This is a genomic window from Rufibacter ruber, from assembly GCF_001647275.1.
Taxonomy (GTDB): Bacteria; Bacteroidota; Bacteroidia; order Cytophagales; family Hymenobacteraceae; genus Nibribacter; species Nibribacter ruber_C.
The window spans coordinates 36,343-53,852 of record NZ_LRMM01000030.1 but is presented as its reverse complement, the minus strand read 5'-3'; the positions used below and the strand labels follow the sequence as shown (position 1 = coordinate 53,852).

Annotated in this window: 14 protein-coding genes and 1 tRNA gene; 7 read left to right on the top strand and 8 right to left on the bottom strand. The window is 52.3% G+C overall.

Translation table 11 applies throughout. The annotated features are described in order from the left end of the window. Positions 1 to 230: 230 nt before the first annotated feature. The 3 genes from A8O25_RS12925 to A8O25_RS12915 form a co-directional block, all read right to left on the bottom strand. On the bottom strand, positions 231 to 590 hold the full coding sequence (locus tag A8O25_RS12925) for a CoA-binding protein (protein WP_066835514.1): 360 nt from the start codon (positions 588 to 590) through the stop codon (positions 231 to 233). Positions 591 to 671: 81 nt separating this feature from the next. Continuing rightward, complete coding sequence (locus tag A8O25_RS12920; protein WP_066835513.1) at positions 672 to 2,249, bottom strand: NAD(P)/FAD-dependent oxidoreductase; 1,578 nt, start codon at positions 2,247 to 2,249, stop codon at positions 672 to 674. Positions 2,250 to 2,441: 192 nt separating this feature from the next. Next, positions 2,442 to 3,380 carry a tryptophan 2,3-dioxygenase family protein gene (locus A8O25_RS12915; RefSeq protein ID WP_338152748.1) on the bottom strand — a complete coding sequence of 313 codons (939 nt, stop codon included), beginning with the start codon at positions 3,378 to 3,380 and terminating at the stop codon, positions 2,442 to 2,444. Positions 3,381 to 3,629: 249 nt separating this feature from the next. Here A8O25_RS12915 and sdaAB point away from each other — a divergent pair, with 249 nt between their 5' ends. From sdaAB to A8O25_RS12895, 4 genes are all read left to right on the top strand, one after another. Further along, on the top strand, positions 3,630 to 4,310 hold the full coding sequence (sdaAB, locus tag A8O25_RS12910; protein WP_066835511.1) for an L-serine ammonia-lyase, iron-sulfur-dependent subunit beta: 681 nt from the start codon (positions 3,630 to 3,632) through the stop codon (positions 4,308 to 4,310). Between the two features lie 63 nt (positions 4,311 to 4,373). Next, on the top strand, positions 4,374 to 5,768 hold the full coding sequence (locus A8O25_RS12905; protein ID WP_161947746.1) for a TolC family protein: 1,395 nt from the start codon (positions 4,374 to 4,376) through the stop codon (positions 5,766 to 5,768). Between the two features lie 7 nt (positions 5,769 to 5,775). Then, complete coding sequence (locus tag A8O25_RS12900; protein ID WP_066835509.1) at positions 5,776 to 7,161, top strand: efflux RND transporter periplasmic adaptor subunit; 1,386 nt, start codon at positions 5,776 to 5,778, stop codon at positions 7,159 to 7,161. A 3-nt stretch (positions 7,162 to 7,164) separates the two neighbouring features. Further along, on the top strand, positions 7,165 to 8,163 hold the full coding sequence (locus tag A8O25_RS12895) for an NAD(P)H-dependent glycerol-3-phosphate dehydrogenase (RefSeq protein WP_066835503.1): 999 nt from the start codon (positions 7,165 to 7,167) through the stop codon (positions 8,161 to 8,163). A gap of 426 nt (positions 8,164 to 8,589) precedes the next feature. Here A8O25_RS12895 and A8O25_RS12890 read toward each other — a convergent pair whose 3' ends face one another. Genes A8O25_RS12890 through pdxH form a run of 3 tightly spaced genes read right to left on the bottom strand, consistent with a single transcriptional unit; the run spans position 8,590 to position 11,123 of the window. Next, on the bottom strand, positions 8,590 to 9,159 hold the full coding sequence (locus tag A8O25_RS12890; RefSeq protein WP_066835501.1) for a Maf family nucleotide pyrophosphatase: 570 nt from the start codon (positions 9,157 to 9,159) through the stop codon (positions 8,590 to 8,592). Next, the gene (locus A8O25_RS12885) at positions 9,146 to 10,423 is read right to left on the bottom strand and encodes a DUF1015 domain-containing protein (protein ID WP_066835499.1); all 1,278 of its coding nucleotides are present in this window, start codon (positions 10,421 to 10,423) and stop codon (positions 9,146 to 9,148) included. Before A8O25_RS12885 ends, A8O25_RS12890 begins: the two co-directional genes overlap by 14 nt. A gap of 46 nt (positions 10,424 to 10,469) precedes the next feature. Beyond that, positions 10,470 to 11,123: a pyridoxamine 5'-phosphate oxidase gene (pdxH, locus tag A8O25_RS12880; RefSeq protein WP_066835493.1), complete on the bottom strand. Its 654-nt coding sequence runs from the start codon at positions 11,121 to 11,123 to the stop codon at positions 10,470 to 10,472. Between the two features lie 207 nt (positions 11,124 to 11,330). Here pdxH and A8O25_RS12875 point away from each other — a divergent pair, with 207 nt between their 5' ends. From A8O25_RS12875 to A8O25_RS12865, 3 genes are all read left to right on the top strand, one after another. Beyond that, positions 11,331 to 11,885, top strand: coding sequence for a YqgE/AlgH family protein (locus A8O25_RS12875; protein ID WP_066835525.1), 555 nt, complete (start codon positions 11,331 to 11,333; stop codon positions 11,883 to 11,885). A 24-nt stretch (positions 11,886 to 11,909) separates the two neighbouring features. Next, complete coding sequence (locus A8O25_RS12870; protein ID WP_066835491.1) at positions 11,910 to 14,192, top strand: DUF349 domain-containing protein; 2,283 nt, start codon at positions 11,910 to 11,912, stop codon at positions 14,190 to 14,192. 131 nt (positions 14,193 to 14,323) lie between these two features. Beyond that, a tRNA-Thr gene (locus A8O25_RS12865) sits at positions 14,324 to 14,396 on the top strand. A 469-nt stretch (positions 14,397 to 14,865) separates the two neighbouring features. Here A8O25_RS12865 and A8O25_RS12860 read toward each other — a convergent pair. After that, positions 14,866 to 15,939, bottom strand: a complete 1,074-nt coding sequence (locus A8O25_RS12860; protein WP_066835489.1) for a BamA/TamA family outer membrane protein — start codon at positions 15,937 to 15,939, stop codon at positions 14,866 to 14,868. A gap of 284 nt (positions 15,940 to 16,223) precedes the next feature. Then, a complete protein-coding gene (locus A8O25_RS12855) occupies positions 16,224 to 17,318 on the bottom strand; it encodes a BamA/TamA family outer membrane protein (protein ID WP_066835488.1) in 1,095 nt (364 codons plus the stop codon). Positions 17,319 to 17,510: the final 192 nt, after the last annotated feature.

Below are 17,510 nucleotides of genomic sequence, written 5' to 3'. Positions count from 1 at the left end.
CCAGCAAGAAGAATTAACTCCCCTTTTTATAGTAACAACCGCCTCCTGTTTTCGGCCTGTTTTTCAGAAAACAGGCAAAACAGGAGCGGTTGTTTAAAGATCGGATTTCAATTGGAATAGTTTGCCCGGCAGAGCAGCGGGGCCCAGCAGGTAAAAGCGGGGGTTCCGGTATTGGTTATGGCTCTCTGCTACCCAAAAGACAACTTCATACATGCCTTGTGGGGCAACGCTCAGTAGTTGCCTACGGAAAGCATGATCAACGTACAGGCGTGCAGCGTCTCAATATTCTGCTCACGGGCTTTTTTTTCCAGCTCATAATTTTCAGTGCCCGGGTTAAAGATGATGCGCTTAGGCTGCAGGGAGAGGATATAGTCATACCAGCTGGGCTGGTTTTGCGGCCCCACATACAGGGTCACCGTATCTACACCCGTCACCTCAGGCTTCTCTGTTTCAATGGCCAGGCCGGCTACTTCTCCTTTCTTAATGCCCACCGGCACCACTTCATGGCCGCTCCGCTTTAACTGGTGCACGGCTTTATAGCTATAACGGCTGGGGTTGTCTGAGGCACCCAAAACTACGGTCTTCTTCATAGGTTTGCATTTATAGTCATCCGAAAGGGAATATATCTCCCTATCTGGTTACCGGTATACGTAATTTTATGGAGAAAAGGACTACCGCTGCACCAGCAGCGCTACCTGTTCTGCGCAGCGCTCCCCGTCCATGGCGGCTGAGACAATACCGCCGGCGTAACCGGCCCCCTCGGCGCACGGAAAAAGGTTCTGAATCTGCGGGTGCCTCAACGTCTCCTTGTCTCTGGGAATCCGGACCGGGGAGGAGGTGCGGCTTTCCACCCCCACAATCTGAGCCTCATTGGTGAGGTAGCCCCGCATCTTATTCCCAAACTCCTGAAAACCGCCTCTCAGGCGCTGGCCAATCATGGGCGGCAGCACCTCCAGCATGTCTACACTGGCCAGCCCGGGCTGGTAAGACGTCTCCAGCAGCGAAGCCGACACCTTGCCTTTCACAAAATCATGGAGGCGTTGCGCCGGGGCCATCTGGGTGCCTCCGGCTGCGGCGCAGGCTTTCTGTTCCAGCGCCTGCTGCAGCCGTAAACCGGCCAGTGCGCCATGCTGCTTCAGGTCCATGTCTTCCAGGTTAATGGCCACCACTATCCCTGAGTTCGCAAACTTTGAATCGCGCCGACTGGGGGACATGCCGTTCACCACCACCTCGCCGGGGGCTGTGGCCGAAGGCACTATAAAGCCGCCGGGGCACATGCAGAATGAAAACACCCCGCGTTCCTGGCCCCGCCACGCCACCTGTTGCACCAACGCATAAGAGGCTGCTGGCAGGTAGTTCCCGCGGTCACCGTCACAGTGGTATTGAATGCCGTCAATCAGGCTCTGCTGATGCTCTACCCGCACGCCCATGGCAAAGGGCTTGGCTTCTATGAGAATACCCTTCTTGTGCAGCAGCTCATAAATATCCCGCGCCGAATGCCCGGTAGCCAGAATCACCGCCTCACCGTCAAAGACAGCCCCGCTGGCGGTCACTGCGGCTTTCATCTGCTGGTTCTCCACCAGGAAATCAGTAACCCGCGTGTTAAAATGAATCTCACCGCCCGCCTGTAAGATGGTTTCCCGTATCTGCGCAATCAAGACCGGCAGCTTGTTGGTGCCAATATGGGGATGGGCATCAAAAAGAATATCGGGCGTGGCCCCGTGCTGCACCAGGATTTGGAGCACCCGCTGAACATCGCCCCGTTTCTTGGAGCGGGTATAGAGCTTTCCGTCTGAATAGGTGCCCGCCCCGCCTTCACCAAAGCAGTAATTAGAATCTGGATTGACAAGGTGCTCTTTGTTGATGGCCGCCAAGTCCCGCCTTCTGGTGCGCACATCTTTGCCACGTTCCAGTATTACAGGTTTGAGGCCCAGTTCCAGGCACCGCAAAGCGGCAAACAGGCCTGCTGACCCGGCCCCCACAATGACCACCCGTTTGGCGTTGGGTTTTACCTCAGGGTACACGTACGTGGGGAGGATAGAGGAAAGATCTGGGGTCTGGTCATACACATCAGCCCGTACCTTTACCTGTACCTTGCGGCCGCGGGCGTCAATGGAGCGTTTAATTTTATGGATGTAGGCAGAGGCATGGGTGGCCGGCAGGGCAGCTTGCTGCAGGAGCTCCTGCTCCAGTAGGGCAGGGTCAAAGGCCACCTGGGGCGCTAAGACCAGATCAAGTTCTTTTTTCATGGTACGGGGTAAGGTAGTTAACCTTAAAGGGTGCTGTCTTTTAGGGTTGACGGCAATTGCTGCTGCAAAGATACGCACTCCCCCGTAACCAAGAGCAGGGAAAGAAAATTCGTTTTAGGCCTGTTTTTCAGATTTCAGGCCAAAAACAGAAAACCGCAAGAGATGGGAATGGAAAAGTCTTAGGCCTGGTACTTAATCTACTTCGCCCACAATATCATTCACCCAGCCTTTGCCCCAGTTGTCTATTTCCTGCTGGGTCCAGATCTCCGGGTAGAAGATGCGTTTCTGAAAGCGGGGTGGAAGGTATTTCTGCCAGTTGGTTCCGCCGGTGGCCGCAATATCATCTGGGTTCCGGTGCAGGTACCGCACCGCCGACTTGTAGTGCATGAGCGGCCAGTTCACGTTGACATTACTGTCCAGCTCCTTTAAGTGGGCAATCAGTTTCTCATTCTGATGATCTTCCTGGGGCAGTTGCTTTACTATAAACCACAGGTTCTTGTGCTGGTACTCCCGGGCATGCTGGATCAGCTGGTCAGAATATTTTTCCTCAAACTGTAACAGCGTGAGGGTTTTGGCGCCGGTGGCCGCCTCTGTGGCGCCTTCTTTCCAGTAAATGCAGCCAAAAAGCTCCTCCTGGGTGCTCTGCTGGCCCAGTGCCTGGCGCTTGGCCTTGTCTGTGAGGTTGCGCAGATCAGTAGAGCAGATTTCAATCATGCGGTACTGCACAGACTGGAAGCCGCTGGCCGGCATGAGCGCCATCCTGAATTTGAGGAACTCCCGCTGGTCCATGCCGTCTACCATCACATCAAAGGAGGCAATCAGGTTTTCAAAATAGCGGTTAATGCGTCCCACTCGCTGAATTACCTTGTTCACCGTGGGGGCCGGGTCATTGCCTAACTGCTGGTACTCATGCAGGCAAAGCTTGAAATACAGCTCGGTGATCTGGTGGTACATGATGAAAATCTCTTCATCAGGGATCCTGGTGCGGGGCGTTTGCAGGCTCAAAAGGGTATCCAGGTGAATATAGTCCCAATAATTCAGGAAGTCAGAATAGAGTAGGCCCTCCAGATAACCGGCCAAATCTTGCCCCAGTGGGTTGTACTTCTGCTGCAGACGATCTAACAAATCCAAAACCTGGGGGGAAAACTTGTGCTCTGGCATATATTATTTTCTGAATACTTTGTAAGAAACCTTTTGAACCTGCGACAAAGAAAGTAAAAGTTCTTGTATTTGGTGACATTGCCGCTTTGTTCCTGCTCAGAGGCAACCTTTTATTGGGGAACCGCATCTTGCAGCAGAAAAGGCACTGCCCAGGAACACCAGAGGCTTTTATAGCTCCACAATATCTTTAACTTTGACGCCGGAAGTATATGAGAGACCATGGCTGAGAAGAGCAGTATATTTGATATGATAGGCCCTGTGATGATAGGCCCCTCCAGTTCGCACACGGCAGGGGTGGTGAGGATAGCCCGCGCCGCCATCAGAATTTTGGGAGCGTTGCCAGTAGAGGCCACGGTGACCTTTTACAACTCTTTTGCCCGCACCTATGAAGGGCACGGGAGTGACCGGGCCATCATAGCGGGCCTGCTGGATTTTAAAACCGACGACACCCGCATTAAGGAGGCGTTTGAACATGCAAAGGAGCGAGGCCTGAAGTATAGCTTTAAGTCAGTAGGGAATGCCTCTACCATGCACCCTAATACCATTAAGCTGAATTTAGCAGCGGCAGATGGGCGCATGGCTGAGGTAGTGGGGCAAAGCAGGGGCGGCGGTGTCATTAGTATAGTGGAAGTAGACGGCTTCCCCTCCAATTTTTCGGCCAACCTGCACACGCTCATCATTGACGCAGATGATGTGACAGGCAGCATTGCCTTCATTGCCAATGTGATAGCGCATGATGACTGCAATATTGCCACCATGAACGTGTCCAGGAAAGGCCGCCATGACTTAGCCCGCCAGTTCATTGAAATGGACTCAGGGTTGCGCCCCATCTCACTGGAATACATCAGGCAGTTGAGCTGGGTCAAAAACGTGATCTATATCCCTAATATTGACTTATAAATGCGACGTTTCTCTTCTTCTGTACTAGCCACTTTGGGATTGGTACTGGGTGCAAGCACTTTCATGAGCGCCCAAACCACTACTGGCTCAGAAACAGTTTGGTCTCTGCAACAGTGTGTAGACCATGCGGTTAAAAATAACCTGCAAATCATTCAGTCTGGGCTTTCAGTGGAGCAAGCGGCCATTGACGTAAACCAGTCAAGAGCTAATCAACTTCCCACCGTCAATGGCAGCGCCTCTCATGGGTTTAATAATGGTTTCTTCCTGGATCCTGTTAGAAATCAGATTCAAAACACTCAGATATGGTCTGGCAATGTTGGTGTGAATAGTTCTGTCAATCTATTTAGTGGTTTACAGACGCATAACACTATTAAAAGGAACAGATTAGAATACCAGGCGAGTCAGTTAGACCAGCAGAAAGTGAAGAATGATGTTACCCTCAATGTGGTAACCGCTTACATGAATGTCTTGCTCAATCAGGAAATCCTTAAAACCAACCAAGAGCGTTTAACCCTTACCCAAAGCCAGTTAGAACGAACTGAAAAGCTGTTCAGGGCTGGAAGCGTTCCTGAAAGCAATGTGTTAGACCTTAACGCGCAAATTGCTAGTGATGAATTAAATATCATTAATGCGCAAAACAACATTGAACTGGCAGAACTGCGTCTTATCCAATTATTAAATCTAACGAACGCCAACCCTGCCAATTTTTCTATTGTGGTGCCAGAGATCCCTAATCCAGATCAATCAGTTATAGGGTTCAACGCTGAGGATGTGTATGCTACCGCCTCAGACAGGATGCCAGAAATACTAAGGACCAGGCTCAGGATTCAAAGTGCGACTAGAAATATTGAGATTGCCAGAGGAGCCTATTACCCCAGTTTGAGTTTGGTAGGAAGTGTAAGCACCCGTTACTCTAGTGGAAATTCTCTGATTTCCTTCGGGAATACCACCGTTGGTCGGCCTATTGGTTTTATTGACCCGGCCATGAGCCAGGAATTGATTCTGTACAGCCCACAGCAGAATGAAGTTAAGTACCCATACTTTGACCAGTTACAAGACAACGTAGGCCAGTTTATTGGGATCAATCTGAATGTTCCAATTTTCAACGGGTTTAGGGTGAGAAACAACGTGCAGCTGTCTAAGATTGGGTTAAGAAATGCCGAAATCTCCTCAGACATTGCCAAGAACGAATTGAAACAGACCATTGCCCAAGCCTACACTGATGCTGTAGGGGCGCAAAAGCGTTTTGTAGCTGCAAGAAAACAACTGGAAGCTTTTGAACAAGCTTATAAAAATGCAGAGATTCGCCTTAATAATGGGCTCATCAACAATGTAGATTTTAACGTTGCCAGAAACAACCTTGTCAAAGCTCAGTCAGACATAATCCAGGCAAAATACGACTACACGTTTAAATTAAAGATTTTAGATTTTTACCAAGGCAAAACCATCACACTTTAACCCTATTATGGCGAAGCGTAAATCAAATAAACTAATCTACATTCTGGGTGGCCTGGTAGTGCTGCTGTTGGTATTCTTATTAGTGGCGAAAAAGAACGGCTGGATTGGGAAAGAAGAAGGCATTGAAGTGGCTGTAGCCAAAGCCAAACCCACCACCATTGTAGAGAAAGTAAGCGCCTCCGGTAAAATTCAGCCGGAGATTGAGGTAAAAATCAGCCCAGACGTGTCTGGTGAAATCACTGAACTCTATGTAAAGGAAGGCGATTCAGTGAAAGTAGGGCAGCTGCTGCTCCGCATCAGGCCTGACAACTACCAGGCAATGGTAGAAATGCAGTCTGCCTCTGTAAACACCCAGCGGGCCAACCTGGCCCAGGCACGGGCCCGGTTAGACCAGGCTTTGGCCAACAGCAGAAACATCAGGCAGTCTTTTGAGCGCAACCAGAAACTGTTTGAGCAGAAGGTGATTTCCCGTTCTGAGTTTGATGCCGCCAAAGCACAGTATGAGGCGAACAAAGCAGAGGTAGATGCGGCCAGACAAGCCATCAGGGCTGCCGAATCAACCGTGCGCAGCGCCAGCGCCTCACTGGAGGAATCCAGAAGAAACCTGGAGAAAACCACCATCTACGCCCCGGTAAGCGGCACCGTCTCAAAACTGAACGTAGAGAAAGGGGAGCGTGTGGTGGGTACCTCCCAGATGGCGGGTACCGAGATCATGCGCATTGCCAACCTAAGCAACATGGAGGTGCGGGTGAACGTGAATGAGAATGACATTGTACGGGTGCACCTAAATGACTCTGCCATTGTAGAGGTAGACTCCTACACCAACTCCAACCGCAAATTCAAAGGCGTAGTAACCTCTATTGCCAACACCGCCAAAGACGCCGCCACCCTGGAGGCTGTAACCGAGTTTGAAGTCAGAATCAGGCTGATCAATGAATCTTATCAGGATTTGCTCCAGAAAAATGGCCGCTCCCCGTTCCGCCCGGGCATGACCGCCTCTGTTGACATCATCACTGATCAGAAAACAAACGTACTTTCAGTACCTTTGGCGGCGGTTACTACCAGAGCCAAAGAAAAAGCCGGCGAAAAAGCGGGTGGACCAGAGAAAGAGAACAATGCCGGCGCCGAAGACAAACCGGTAAGGGCCGAAGACAGGCCAGATGAAGTAGTCTTTGTGCATGAGAAAGGCAAAGTCACCATGGTGAAAGTAAAAACTGGCATCAGTGACTTTGACAACATTGAAATCCTCTCAGGTGTAAAAGCCGGTCAGGAAGTAGTTTCCGGGCCTTTCAGAGCCGTGTCAAAACAACTGAAAGACGGGGCTAAGGTCACCGTGAAAGATGAAAAGTCACTTGGGGCTGATACAAAAGAAGACTCGTCTGAAGAAGAATAAGGTTTGCAAGAAAAAACGAAAATAGCAGTACTGGGCGGTGGCAGTTGGGCCACCGCTTTGGTGAAGATCCTGTCTGAAAACAAAGCAGAGGTGCGTTGGTGGCTTCGGAACACAGAAGATGTGCAGCACCTGCAGCAGTTTGGCCATAACCCGCGGTACATCAGCGGGGTCAAGTTTGACCTGAACTATGTCTTGCCTTCTAACAACATCCAGGCCACCATACAGGAGGCTGACTGGGTGATTGTTGCGGTTCCGGCCGCTTTTATCCAACAGGCGCTTTCGCCGCTGCCGGCAGAGGCCTTTAAAGGCAAGACCTTGGTATCAGCGGTAAAAGGCATGATTCCCGGCCAGAACGTGCTCATCACAGATTTTCTGGAAAACCATTTCGGCGTACCCGCCGAACACCAGTGTGTCATTGCCGGCCCGTGCCACGCAGAGGAAGTGGCGCTGGAGAAGCAGTCTTACCTTACCATTGGCTCACATGACATTGACCGGGCAGAGGCGTTCTGCCAGCTGCTAAGAAACCGCTACGTGAAGGCCAACCCGTTAGATGACATTGACGGGGTGGAGTACTGTGCCGTCCTGAAGAATATTATTGCGCTGGCCTGCGGCATTGCCCACGGCCTGAACTACGGGGATAACTTTCAGGCGGTTATGGTCTCCAATGCCATGGAAGAGATTGAACGCTTCCTGCACGCCATTATGCCGCTGCCCCGTAAACTCACCGGCAGTGCGTATCTGGGAGATCTGCTGGTGACCGCTTATTCACAGTTTAGCCGGAACCGCACCTTCGGGAACATGATTGGCCGGGGCTACACCGTTAAATCTGCCCAATTTGAAATGAACATGGTGGCAGAAGGCTATTACGCGGTGCAAAGCATTCATGAGCTCAACAGACGCCTGAACGTGGAGATGCCCATTGTCTCTGCCGTGTACCGCATTTTGTATGAAGGAGTTGGCCCCGGGGTGGAAATAGATATTCTAAAGGACCAGTTCAAGTAGGCTACTCCCGCCTGCCTGCCACAGAAAAAGCCGCCCTTTCATGAAGGCGGCTTTTCCTGTTTTGGGGCTGTTTTGGCAAAAACAGCCCCAAAACAGGAAACTCAAAACAAGAAAATAATCTGTCTTGCAGGCGGCATAGAGTCGTATCAGGCGCTGCCTTCCTGGTTACTTCACCCACCAGCGTTGCTGCTCCGCCCAGGCACCTGCCAGAACCTTATTGAGCCCGGCTGCGCTGGCAAACCTTAAAGAGTATCTGAAAAGGAATGTTAGTTTTACATCCCTTTTTCAAACCAAAACCGGTTCTCTGAAATTTCTGTTTTCGGCCTGTTTTTAGAAAAGTAGCCCTAAAACAGCGGCCTGGCCAGATTACCCCAAAGACAGCTTTTCTCCACAGTTTGGGAAAAGGCTCTGCAAGCAAACTGCGGCTTAAAAGGTTTGCAGCTCCTCATACAACCGGTGCACAGGCAGCCCCATTACGTTAAAGTAGGAGCCTTCTATGCGTTCAATGCCTACCATGCCCAACCAGTCCTGGGCGCCGTAGCTCCCTGCTTTGTCAAAAGGGGTATATTGGTTGATGTAAAAATCAATCTCGTCACGGGTGAGGTCTCTGAAATGGACGGTGGTCACGTCAGAGAAAACCACGCTCTTCTCCAGGCTCATCAGGCAGACGCCGGTGTACACCTCATGGCTGCGGCCGGAGAGCTGCGTGAGCATGCGGGTGGCTTCAGCGTGGCTCAGGGGCTTGTTCAGCACTTTCTCATCCAGACACACAATGGTGTCGGCGGTGATGAGGACCTCCTCTGGCTGCAGGTCTTGACGGTAGGCGCTGGCTTTATGGGCGGCTAGATATTCGGCCACCTCGGCCCGCATCAGATCCGGCGGAAAATTCTCATCCACTTCCTTTACCCGCGTCTGGAACGGCAGCCCCAAATTGGTGAGCAGCTCTTTGCGGCGGGGTGAATTGGAGGCGAGGATGTAGGTTTTAGTAAAATTCATCTTCTTGTATGGAGCTAAACAGGTAACCACAGATCACCTTAGGGTAAAAGAACGTTGACTTTTGAGGCATGACTGCACCAGAAAGGCAGACGCGCTGCACTTCCTCCATCTTCACCTCGTTGGTAATCAAAGCCACAGTGGCTTGGCCAGCATCTACTTTAGACAGACATTCGGCGAAGCTGCGCACGTAAGACAGGCCGGGGTACTGGCGTTGCTCTTCGGCAGAGATGCCCAGTACACGCTCCAAAAGGAAGTAGTGCATCACCGTCAGGTCCAGCGCCTTCACTTCGGATGGGAGCGGCCAGGCCAGCTGATCATGCACTTCCGGCTTTAGCCTGACTTTATACGCCTCGCCGCGCAGGTAGATGCCAAAGGCCCATTTTTTGCCGGTGATCACCTCATTCAGGTCATAGGCTTCGTCAATGGGGGTAACGGTGAAGAACTCCTGCAGCTTTGCAAGAAAAACGTCTGGTGCCAGCGGGAGTTTCTCCAGCAGTCTGTGCGTGGGCAGAATACGCAAATCATCTGCGGCCGCATTGGTCAGATACATGAGGTGGTAATTGAAGGGCTCGTCACCGGTGGCAGCGGGGTGCTGCGCCAGCATTTTCTGCCGGTAAGCGAGGGAACCCTCATAGCGGTGGTGCCCATCTGCGAGAATGATTTTCTGGTCTTTCACATGGTCTACAAACCGCTGAATCACCTGCGCGTCATGAATCACCGAGAGCACATCCCGCACGCCCTGGTAATCTTCTGACTCATAAATGGGCGAAGTGATGCTTTCATCCATGAACCGCTCCAGAATATGATTGTCATCTGTATAGAGGCCGTGGGTGGCGCTGGTGTGCATCTGTGTCTGCTCCAGCAGCTCAATACGGTCATTGACCGCCGCCGGAATGGTGTTCTCATGCCGAAGGATAACCTGCTCTTCCCACGCATAGGCTTTGATGTGGCATAGAAAGCCTTTACGGCAGTACTCGCGGTCTGAGCCGGGCAGTCTAAAGTACTGGTAGTACACGTAGATGCCCGGCAGCGGGTCCTGCAGCAGGATACCCGCGCGTTTCCAGTGTTCAGCAGTGCGGCGGGCGCTTTCTGAGGGGTCTGGGCCGGGGGGCACAGACAAATGGATGCTGTTGTAGGAGTTCCGGTACAATGCCTGCCGCTGTTTCAGAGACACCACGTCAAAGAGGGGAGACGTAAGGGCATCAATGCTGAACGGTAACCGGGGGTTGTACCTGAACCCTTTCACAGGTAATATTTCTGCCATGGGCTGTTTTTAAGCTGTTTTTAGAAAAAGAGGCCAAAAACGCACCTCAAGGGGCCAGGCGCTGCAGACTCCAACTACCCTCCGCATTGGGCTCATACACCAGCCGGTCATGCAGACGGTTGGGCCGGCCCTGCCAGAACTCCACCCGCTCCGGCACCACTACGTAACCGCCCCAATGCGGTGGGCGCGGCAGCGGGTCCTGGTCAGCAAACTTGCGGGTATTTTCTTTCTCCAGTTCCTCCAGAACGTTTCTGTCCGCAATGGGCTGGCTCTGCGGCGATGACCAGGCCCCAATCTGGCTGCCGCGCGGGCGGCTCTGGAAGTAGGTGTCTGAGGTCTCACCGTCTACCCGCTGCACCGTTCCCTCAATGCGCACCTGGCGCTCCAGCACCGGCCAGAAAAAAGTAAGGGCGGCGTAAGGGTTCTGGGCCAGCTGGTTTCCCTTTCGGCTTTCATAATTCGTGTAGAACACAAAACCCTGCGCAGTGACTTCTTTCAGCAACACCACCCGGGCAGAGGGTTTTCCCTGGGCATCTGCCGTACTCAGTGTCATGGCGGTGGCTTCATCGGCCTTGGCCGAAAGCGCCTCCTGCATCCAGGTGTTGAACTGTTCCAGCGGGCTGTGGGCCACCGCCTCCGGGGTAAGCACTTTCAGCGAATAATTGATTCTTATATCAGCAAGCGACAGTGGTGATGACATAGAAGTAGAACAATGGTTTGTATCTCCAAAAGTAGGGAATATATTTAAACACAAAGTTGTGACAGAGGCGTGCAGGAAGAATTCAGGATACTGCAATTGGGTATTTATACGTTAATTAAGTGCAGAGAAAGGGATTGCACAAACCATATGTGCCCCTTTTTAGTACGTATAGAAGACATTGACCACAGAAAACTAGACCCTTGCAATATGGCTAAAGCGATAAAGAACGGCAGTATCCTGATTTCAGAGCCTTTCCTGGGGGACCCCAACTTTGAGAGGAGTGTGATCGTGATCTGCCAGCATGATAAAGAAGGCACCGTGGGGCTGGTGTTGAACCGTGTCTCCAACCTGCAGCTGTCTGACGTGGTAGAGGTGAACGGAGACGTGTTTGACATGGCGCTGGCCGTGGGAGGCCCCATGCAGCCCAACACCCTGCATTACATTCACCGCCTGCCCCATTTAACAGATGCCCAACCCATTGCCAGTGACCTGTACTGGGGCGGTGACTTTGAGGAACTGACCCGCTGGCTCAACCAGGGGCTGGTCAAAGAAGACGAGATCAGGTTCTTTGTTGGGTACTCCGGGTGGAGCCCCGGCCAGTTGGAAGAAGAGGTACAGAAAAATGTTTGGTTTGTAAATAACAATGCTGCAAATAAATTGCTTACTTTGAATATAGATAGCTTGTGGCGCGACATCTTGAAAGAGATGGGCGGGAAATACAAAATGTATTCCAACTACCCGGCAGACCCAAGTTTAAACTAACCCAACGGCGCAAGCCACCCGTGTATGATGAACCAGAACCCGGAAAATCAGCAGAACGACAAAACGGAAGATCAAACCGCCCAAGACCGCGCTCAGGAGCAGCGCCGCATTCTGGAGGAGCGTTTGGCCGAAATAAATTCCCGCAACCAGTCCCCGTCTGCTCCGGCAGAGCCGGCGGCCAGCCCGGTTGCAGCCGTAGAAGAACCGGCTCCTGAAGCTTCGGCGCCAGCCGCCCAGCCTGAAGAAACGGCGGCTCCGGTAGTGCAGCCTGATCAAACCCAGTCAGCGGTGCTAACCTCTGAGGAGCCAGTAACAGAACCGGCAGCGGCAGAGCCAACCGGGGCACCGGTAAGCGAACCAGCCGCCGCAGAAGAGGAGGTCACTCCGGTTGAGGACATTCCCCTGCCTGCCGCCTCAGAAGCGCCCATAGAAGAAAATCAGACAGAAGCTGAACCGGTCACGCCGGTAACCCAGGCCAATGCCCCTAACACCCCGGTGGCAGGCATTCCCGTGGCGCCCGCCGCCAACGCTCCGGCAGGTTCCTCCCCCGGGGCGGAGCATGAAGAGGAGGAGGAGGAGGACCTGCATGCGCAGGAGGAAGACATCACCAGCCTTTCCGGGGAGGAAATCAGGAAACGGATCCTGACCTTGACCAGGGAAGGCCAGCCGCGCAAAGCGGGCAAAGCAGTAGCAGAGCTATACAAGGTTTATGACCAGCACTTCCAGCTGGAGCGGGCAGAGGCCTTGAAACGCTTTGTAGCCGACGGTGGCGAAGAAGACGATTTTGAGTACCACGCCCCGCAGGAGCACAAAGAAGTGGAGCAGGCCATGCAACGCTTCCGGGAAGTCCGTTTCAGAGAGCAGCGCCAGGAAGAGGAGCAGAAAATCAGCAATCTGCAGAAGAAGCAGGACCTGCTGGAGCGTCTGAGAGCATTTGTAGAGGGTTCAGAGACCCAGACCAGCGGCAATGCCATCAAAGAACTGCAGGCCGAGTGGAAAGCCATAGGCCCGGTTCCCAACGCGGAGGCGCAGCAGCTCTGGAACTCATACCATGCGCTGCTGGACATGTACTACAACAACCGCAGCATCTTTTTTGAACTGAAAGAGCTGGACCGCAAGAAAAACCTTGATGCCAAAACCCAATTGGTAGAACGGGCAGAGGCGCTGGCAAACGAGCAGAACATCAACAAAGCCTTGCAGGAACTCCGTCACCTGCATGACGAATGGAAGCATATTGGCCCTGTGCCCAATGACGTTCGTGACCAGATTTGGAACCGCTTTATTCAGGCGTCTGAGCAGGTGCACAACCGCAAGAAGACTTTTTTTGAGGCTCGCCGCACTGAAGAAACCGCCAACCTGGAGAAGAAACGTGCGCTGTTGCAGGAGATTGAGCAGTTCCAGCACTTCAAAACCGAGCGCATCAATGACTGGCGCGACAAAACAGACCAGATCCAGCAGCTGAAAGAGCGTTGGGATGCGGCCGGCCTGGTGCCCAAAGAAAATGCCGAAGAGGTCAACAAAGCCTTCTGGAGCAGCTACAAAGCGTTCTTCCACAATAAAAACAGCTTCTTCAAGGCGCTGGATGAGGAGAAGATGGGCAACTACCGCCAAAAAGTAGCCCTTTGTGAGGAAGCGGAAGCCCTGCAGGAGTCTGAGGAGTGGGACAGCACCAAAGAGAAGCTGATCCAGCTGCAGAAGAAATGGAAAACCATTGGCCGCGTGCCAGACAAGTACTCAGACAAAATCTGGAACCGTTTCAGAAACGCGTGTAATACGTTCTTTGACCGTCTGCACGCAGAGGCCAAAAACCAGGAGAGCAAGCAGAACCAGCTTTCTTCGCAGAAGCAGGAGTTTCTGGAGCAGCTGGCTACCCAGGTGGCTGACCCTACCTTTGTGGGCCATTTAGACAGGTTTAACCAGGTCAGGCAGGACTGGGACAGCCTGGGAAGTGACGGCAAGCGCAATGGCAAGCAGGAAGACCGTTTCCAGCAACTGCTGGCCAAGTACCTGGACAAAGTTCCGGAGCTGACGCCTGAGCAGAAGGAGCAGACCCTGTTCAAACTGCAACTGCAGCAGTTGAAGTCCAGCCCAGACGCTGACCACAAGCTGTACCAGAAAGAGCAACACCTGCGCCGCGACATTACTACGCTGGAGAATGATATCTCTACGCTCAAGACCAACATTGAATTCTTTGCCCGCTCCAAGAACGCAGAAAAACTGCGCGAGGAGTACCAGTCAAAGATTGATGATGCCAATGAGCGCATCCAGCAACTGAAGCGCCAACTGAAGGCGTTGCGGGCGCAGTAAAATTTTTCAAGTTGACTTTCAGACTGTTGCCCAAAACCTTCAAAAAAAAGTTTGGGAGGTATTTGCAAATAGAAAACAGACTACTACTTTTGTATCGCTTTCAGCAACGATCACAGTTCTGAAAGCGAAACGCCTCCTTAGCTCAGCTGGTAGAGCAACTGACTTGTAATCAGTAGGTCGCTGGTTCGATCCCGGCAGGGGGCTCATAAAAAGGCTTCAACAGATGTTGAAGCCTTTTTTGTTATCTGCTGTTTTTGCCTGTTTTCTGAAAAACAGGCCAAAAACGCACCTCAAGACTTTCTATAAAGAAGTGTCAACGGCTCCTGCTTCTTTCTTTGCCCCCTTTTGTTCTGGTGACATAAGGTTTCCGGTACGCCAGGAAGTGCCGCGTGGATTCTGCTGCTTTTTCTAGCGAGTGCATAGGCATTATCTATTAGCTCCCTACTGTGTGCCTTAAACGTGCGGGGGAGGCTTACACCCTGGCGCAGAAAGAAAAAAGGAATACTCCACTGCCTGCCACTGCTTCATCTGCTGCGCGCGGTAACACCATTCCAGTACCCAGACGTGTTTCTGGCTTTCCCTGATTCTTATCCCCACTACCTTGCTAGCGGAAGGCTTCTTTTGAGAATCTGGCGAGAGGAGGTACACCTTTATTATATAACACAGAGTAGCTCTAAAAGGCTTCGTACAGGCTAAAATACACAGCGGGCATTGACTTAGAGAGGGCAGCGTCTACGCGCAGGTTGATCCCCTCATCATTCAACCGGTAGCGCACTCCCAGTCCACCCGCCGGGTGAAGGCTGGTGGGGACCAGTTCAGATAGGTCTGGGGCTACTTTGCCGGCGGCGGCAAAGGCCACTGCCCCAATCCGCCAGAAGAGGGGAAGCCGGTATTCAGCCTGGAACACCTCCGCGTGGCGGTCCCGGTAGCGGGCATTTAAATACCCCCGCAACAATGTGCTTCCGCCAATGGCGGCAAGGTATTGAAACGGCACATTTCCAGAGGTGGCGGTAACCTGCGCCTGTATGGCCACCACCGCCCTGCCCGGGGCCGGAAAATACTTCCTGAAATCCAGGGTATACCTGTTAAAGGAAGTGCTCCCCCCCAGAGCTTTCCCAAAGGCCTGCACGCTGGCTTGATGATACGCTCCCTTGCCGGGTATGTACAGATGGTTACGGGTATCATAGCTGAGGGTGGGGCCAAGGCCGGAGGCACGGGTGCCGGTGCTGCCTTCTATAACGCCCGCGGCCAGCATGCCACTGGCTTCTGTTTCAGTTATTTCTTCATGCCTGAAGTCATAGCGCCCCCCCACATAGATTTTTGGTGAAACACGGCGCTCATACTGTACAAAGCCATCCCAGGACAGACTGGTGTAGTTTTCCTCTGCGCTTTCTGGGGCTTTGTTCCCAATCCCGAAGAACACATAAGGGTAGTCATTAAAATTTGCCGTTCCCTGCCAGTGGTCACGGTTGTGGTTCTGCCAGATGTCGGCGCGCAGGCTGGAGATAATCTGCTGCTTTAGTGTATAGAAGAAGGTAAGCGAGTAGGAGGTGGGGCGGTCCCGGACATAACTTCCGGCAGGCCGGATGACATAAATCCCCTTCGCCCCAAATGAAAAACTGGTCTCTGGGGAATAAGAGGCCACGGGGAAAATGGTCAGCTTGCGTTTGGTTTCTGCAGTCACTGAGTCTGGGGCCGCGCCTGCCGCGGGTTGAGCCCCCGCCAGAAAGGAACTACTTATTCCCATTGCACAGCCCAATATTATTTTGGCAGCCAGACCCCACTGCCATTTTAGGAGTGACTGCAACTTTTTTGCAAAGCAGGAAGGGCAGGAGAAGGCAAGAATTTCCACGGCGGTCATTCTGGTAAGGTCTACAGTTAGAATTGTCACCAAAGGTAGCAACTCCATTTTCTGTTTTCGGGCTGTTTTCCCAAAAACGGCCCGAAAACAGAACACAGGTTATGTGACTGGCTTTTTAAAACCAGCACATATTCAGCTAGCATAATTGCTGTACCCGAGTAAATTAATCCTTAAAAAGCCTCTGAGAAAGCAAAGTACAGATACATTCCTTCCTGGGAGAACGCCACGTCACCGCGCACCACCATGCCTTCATTGTTCAGTTTATACCGCAGGCCGCCGCCGCCAGCCGTATGAAAATCACTGAACCTGGACTTGTCCAGCCGCTGGTTTACCTGACCAGCGCCGCCAAAGACGGCGCCGCCAATTTTCCAGAAGAGCGGGAACCGGTAGTCAACCTGCGCCACCAGCGCATCTTCATCTCTAAAGCGCCCTTCTAAAAGTCCTCGCATCACGTTCACGCCGCCAATTGGCGACAGAAACTGAAAAGGGGTGTCTCCGTGGGTGAACGTAGCCATTCCCTGCACGGCCAGCACGCCCGGTCCAATTCCTGAAAAATATTTCCGGAGGTCAAACTTGTAGCGGGAGAAATTGGTCTCGCTGCTCAGGAATTTGGGAAAGTAAACAACAGACAGCTGGTGGTAATGCCCTCTGGAAGGGGTGAAAATATTGTTCCGGCTGTCAATCAAGAGCATGGGCCCAACCCCTGAGGCGGTGAACCCCTCGCTCCCTAAGATCTCCTGCCGGGCCAGCTGCCCCTCTGGCGCCACTTTGGGCAGGGTCTCATACTTGAACTCATAGCGGGCGCCCAGGTAGACCATGTCAAAAATACGCCGCTCCAGCTGCGCAGACACATTCAAGGTGCGGCTGGTATAGGCTTCCTTAGCCTCTTCTGGGGTATCATTGCCCACCCCGAAGAAGAAGTACGGGTAGTCATTGTACTCCACCACGCCCTGAAAGTGCAGCCTGTTGTGTTTGCGCCAGATGTCAGTGGTGAAGGCGGTTAATATCTGTTTTCTGGTGGTGTACACCAGCGTAGGCGAAAACGTGGAAGGGCGGTCTGTATCATAGCTTCCCTTGGGTTTCCGGACGTGGATGATTTTGGTCCCGAACGCAAATTGGGTTTCTGGGGTGTAATAGGCCACGGGGTAAATGTTAAACCGCGTCTGCCGCTTAGCCAGAGAATCTGCGGGCGGTTGGTCTGGAATCTGGGCAAAAGCGGCAGAAAAAGAACCCGCCAGAAAAAGTGAAAGTACTAAAGTTCTCATTCCGCTGGGGCTAAGTTGTAGTGTGCAAACATTCCTTGTATGGGGCCGGCCGCGCCGAACATATTGAAATTTTAATATAGCACTTTTTATTCTATCTTAACTGGTAAACATTAGGTTTGGTTGTGAAATTAGAAACCTCCAGATAAGAAAAATTTGTAAACGAGCCACCTACTTTATCTACTTTGCTGCTGT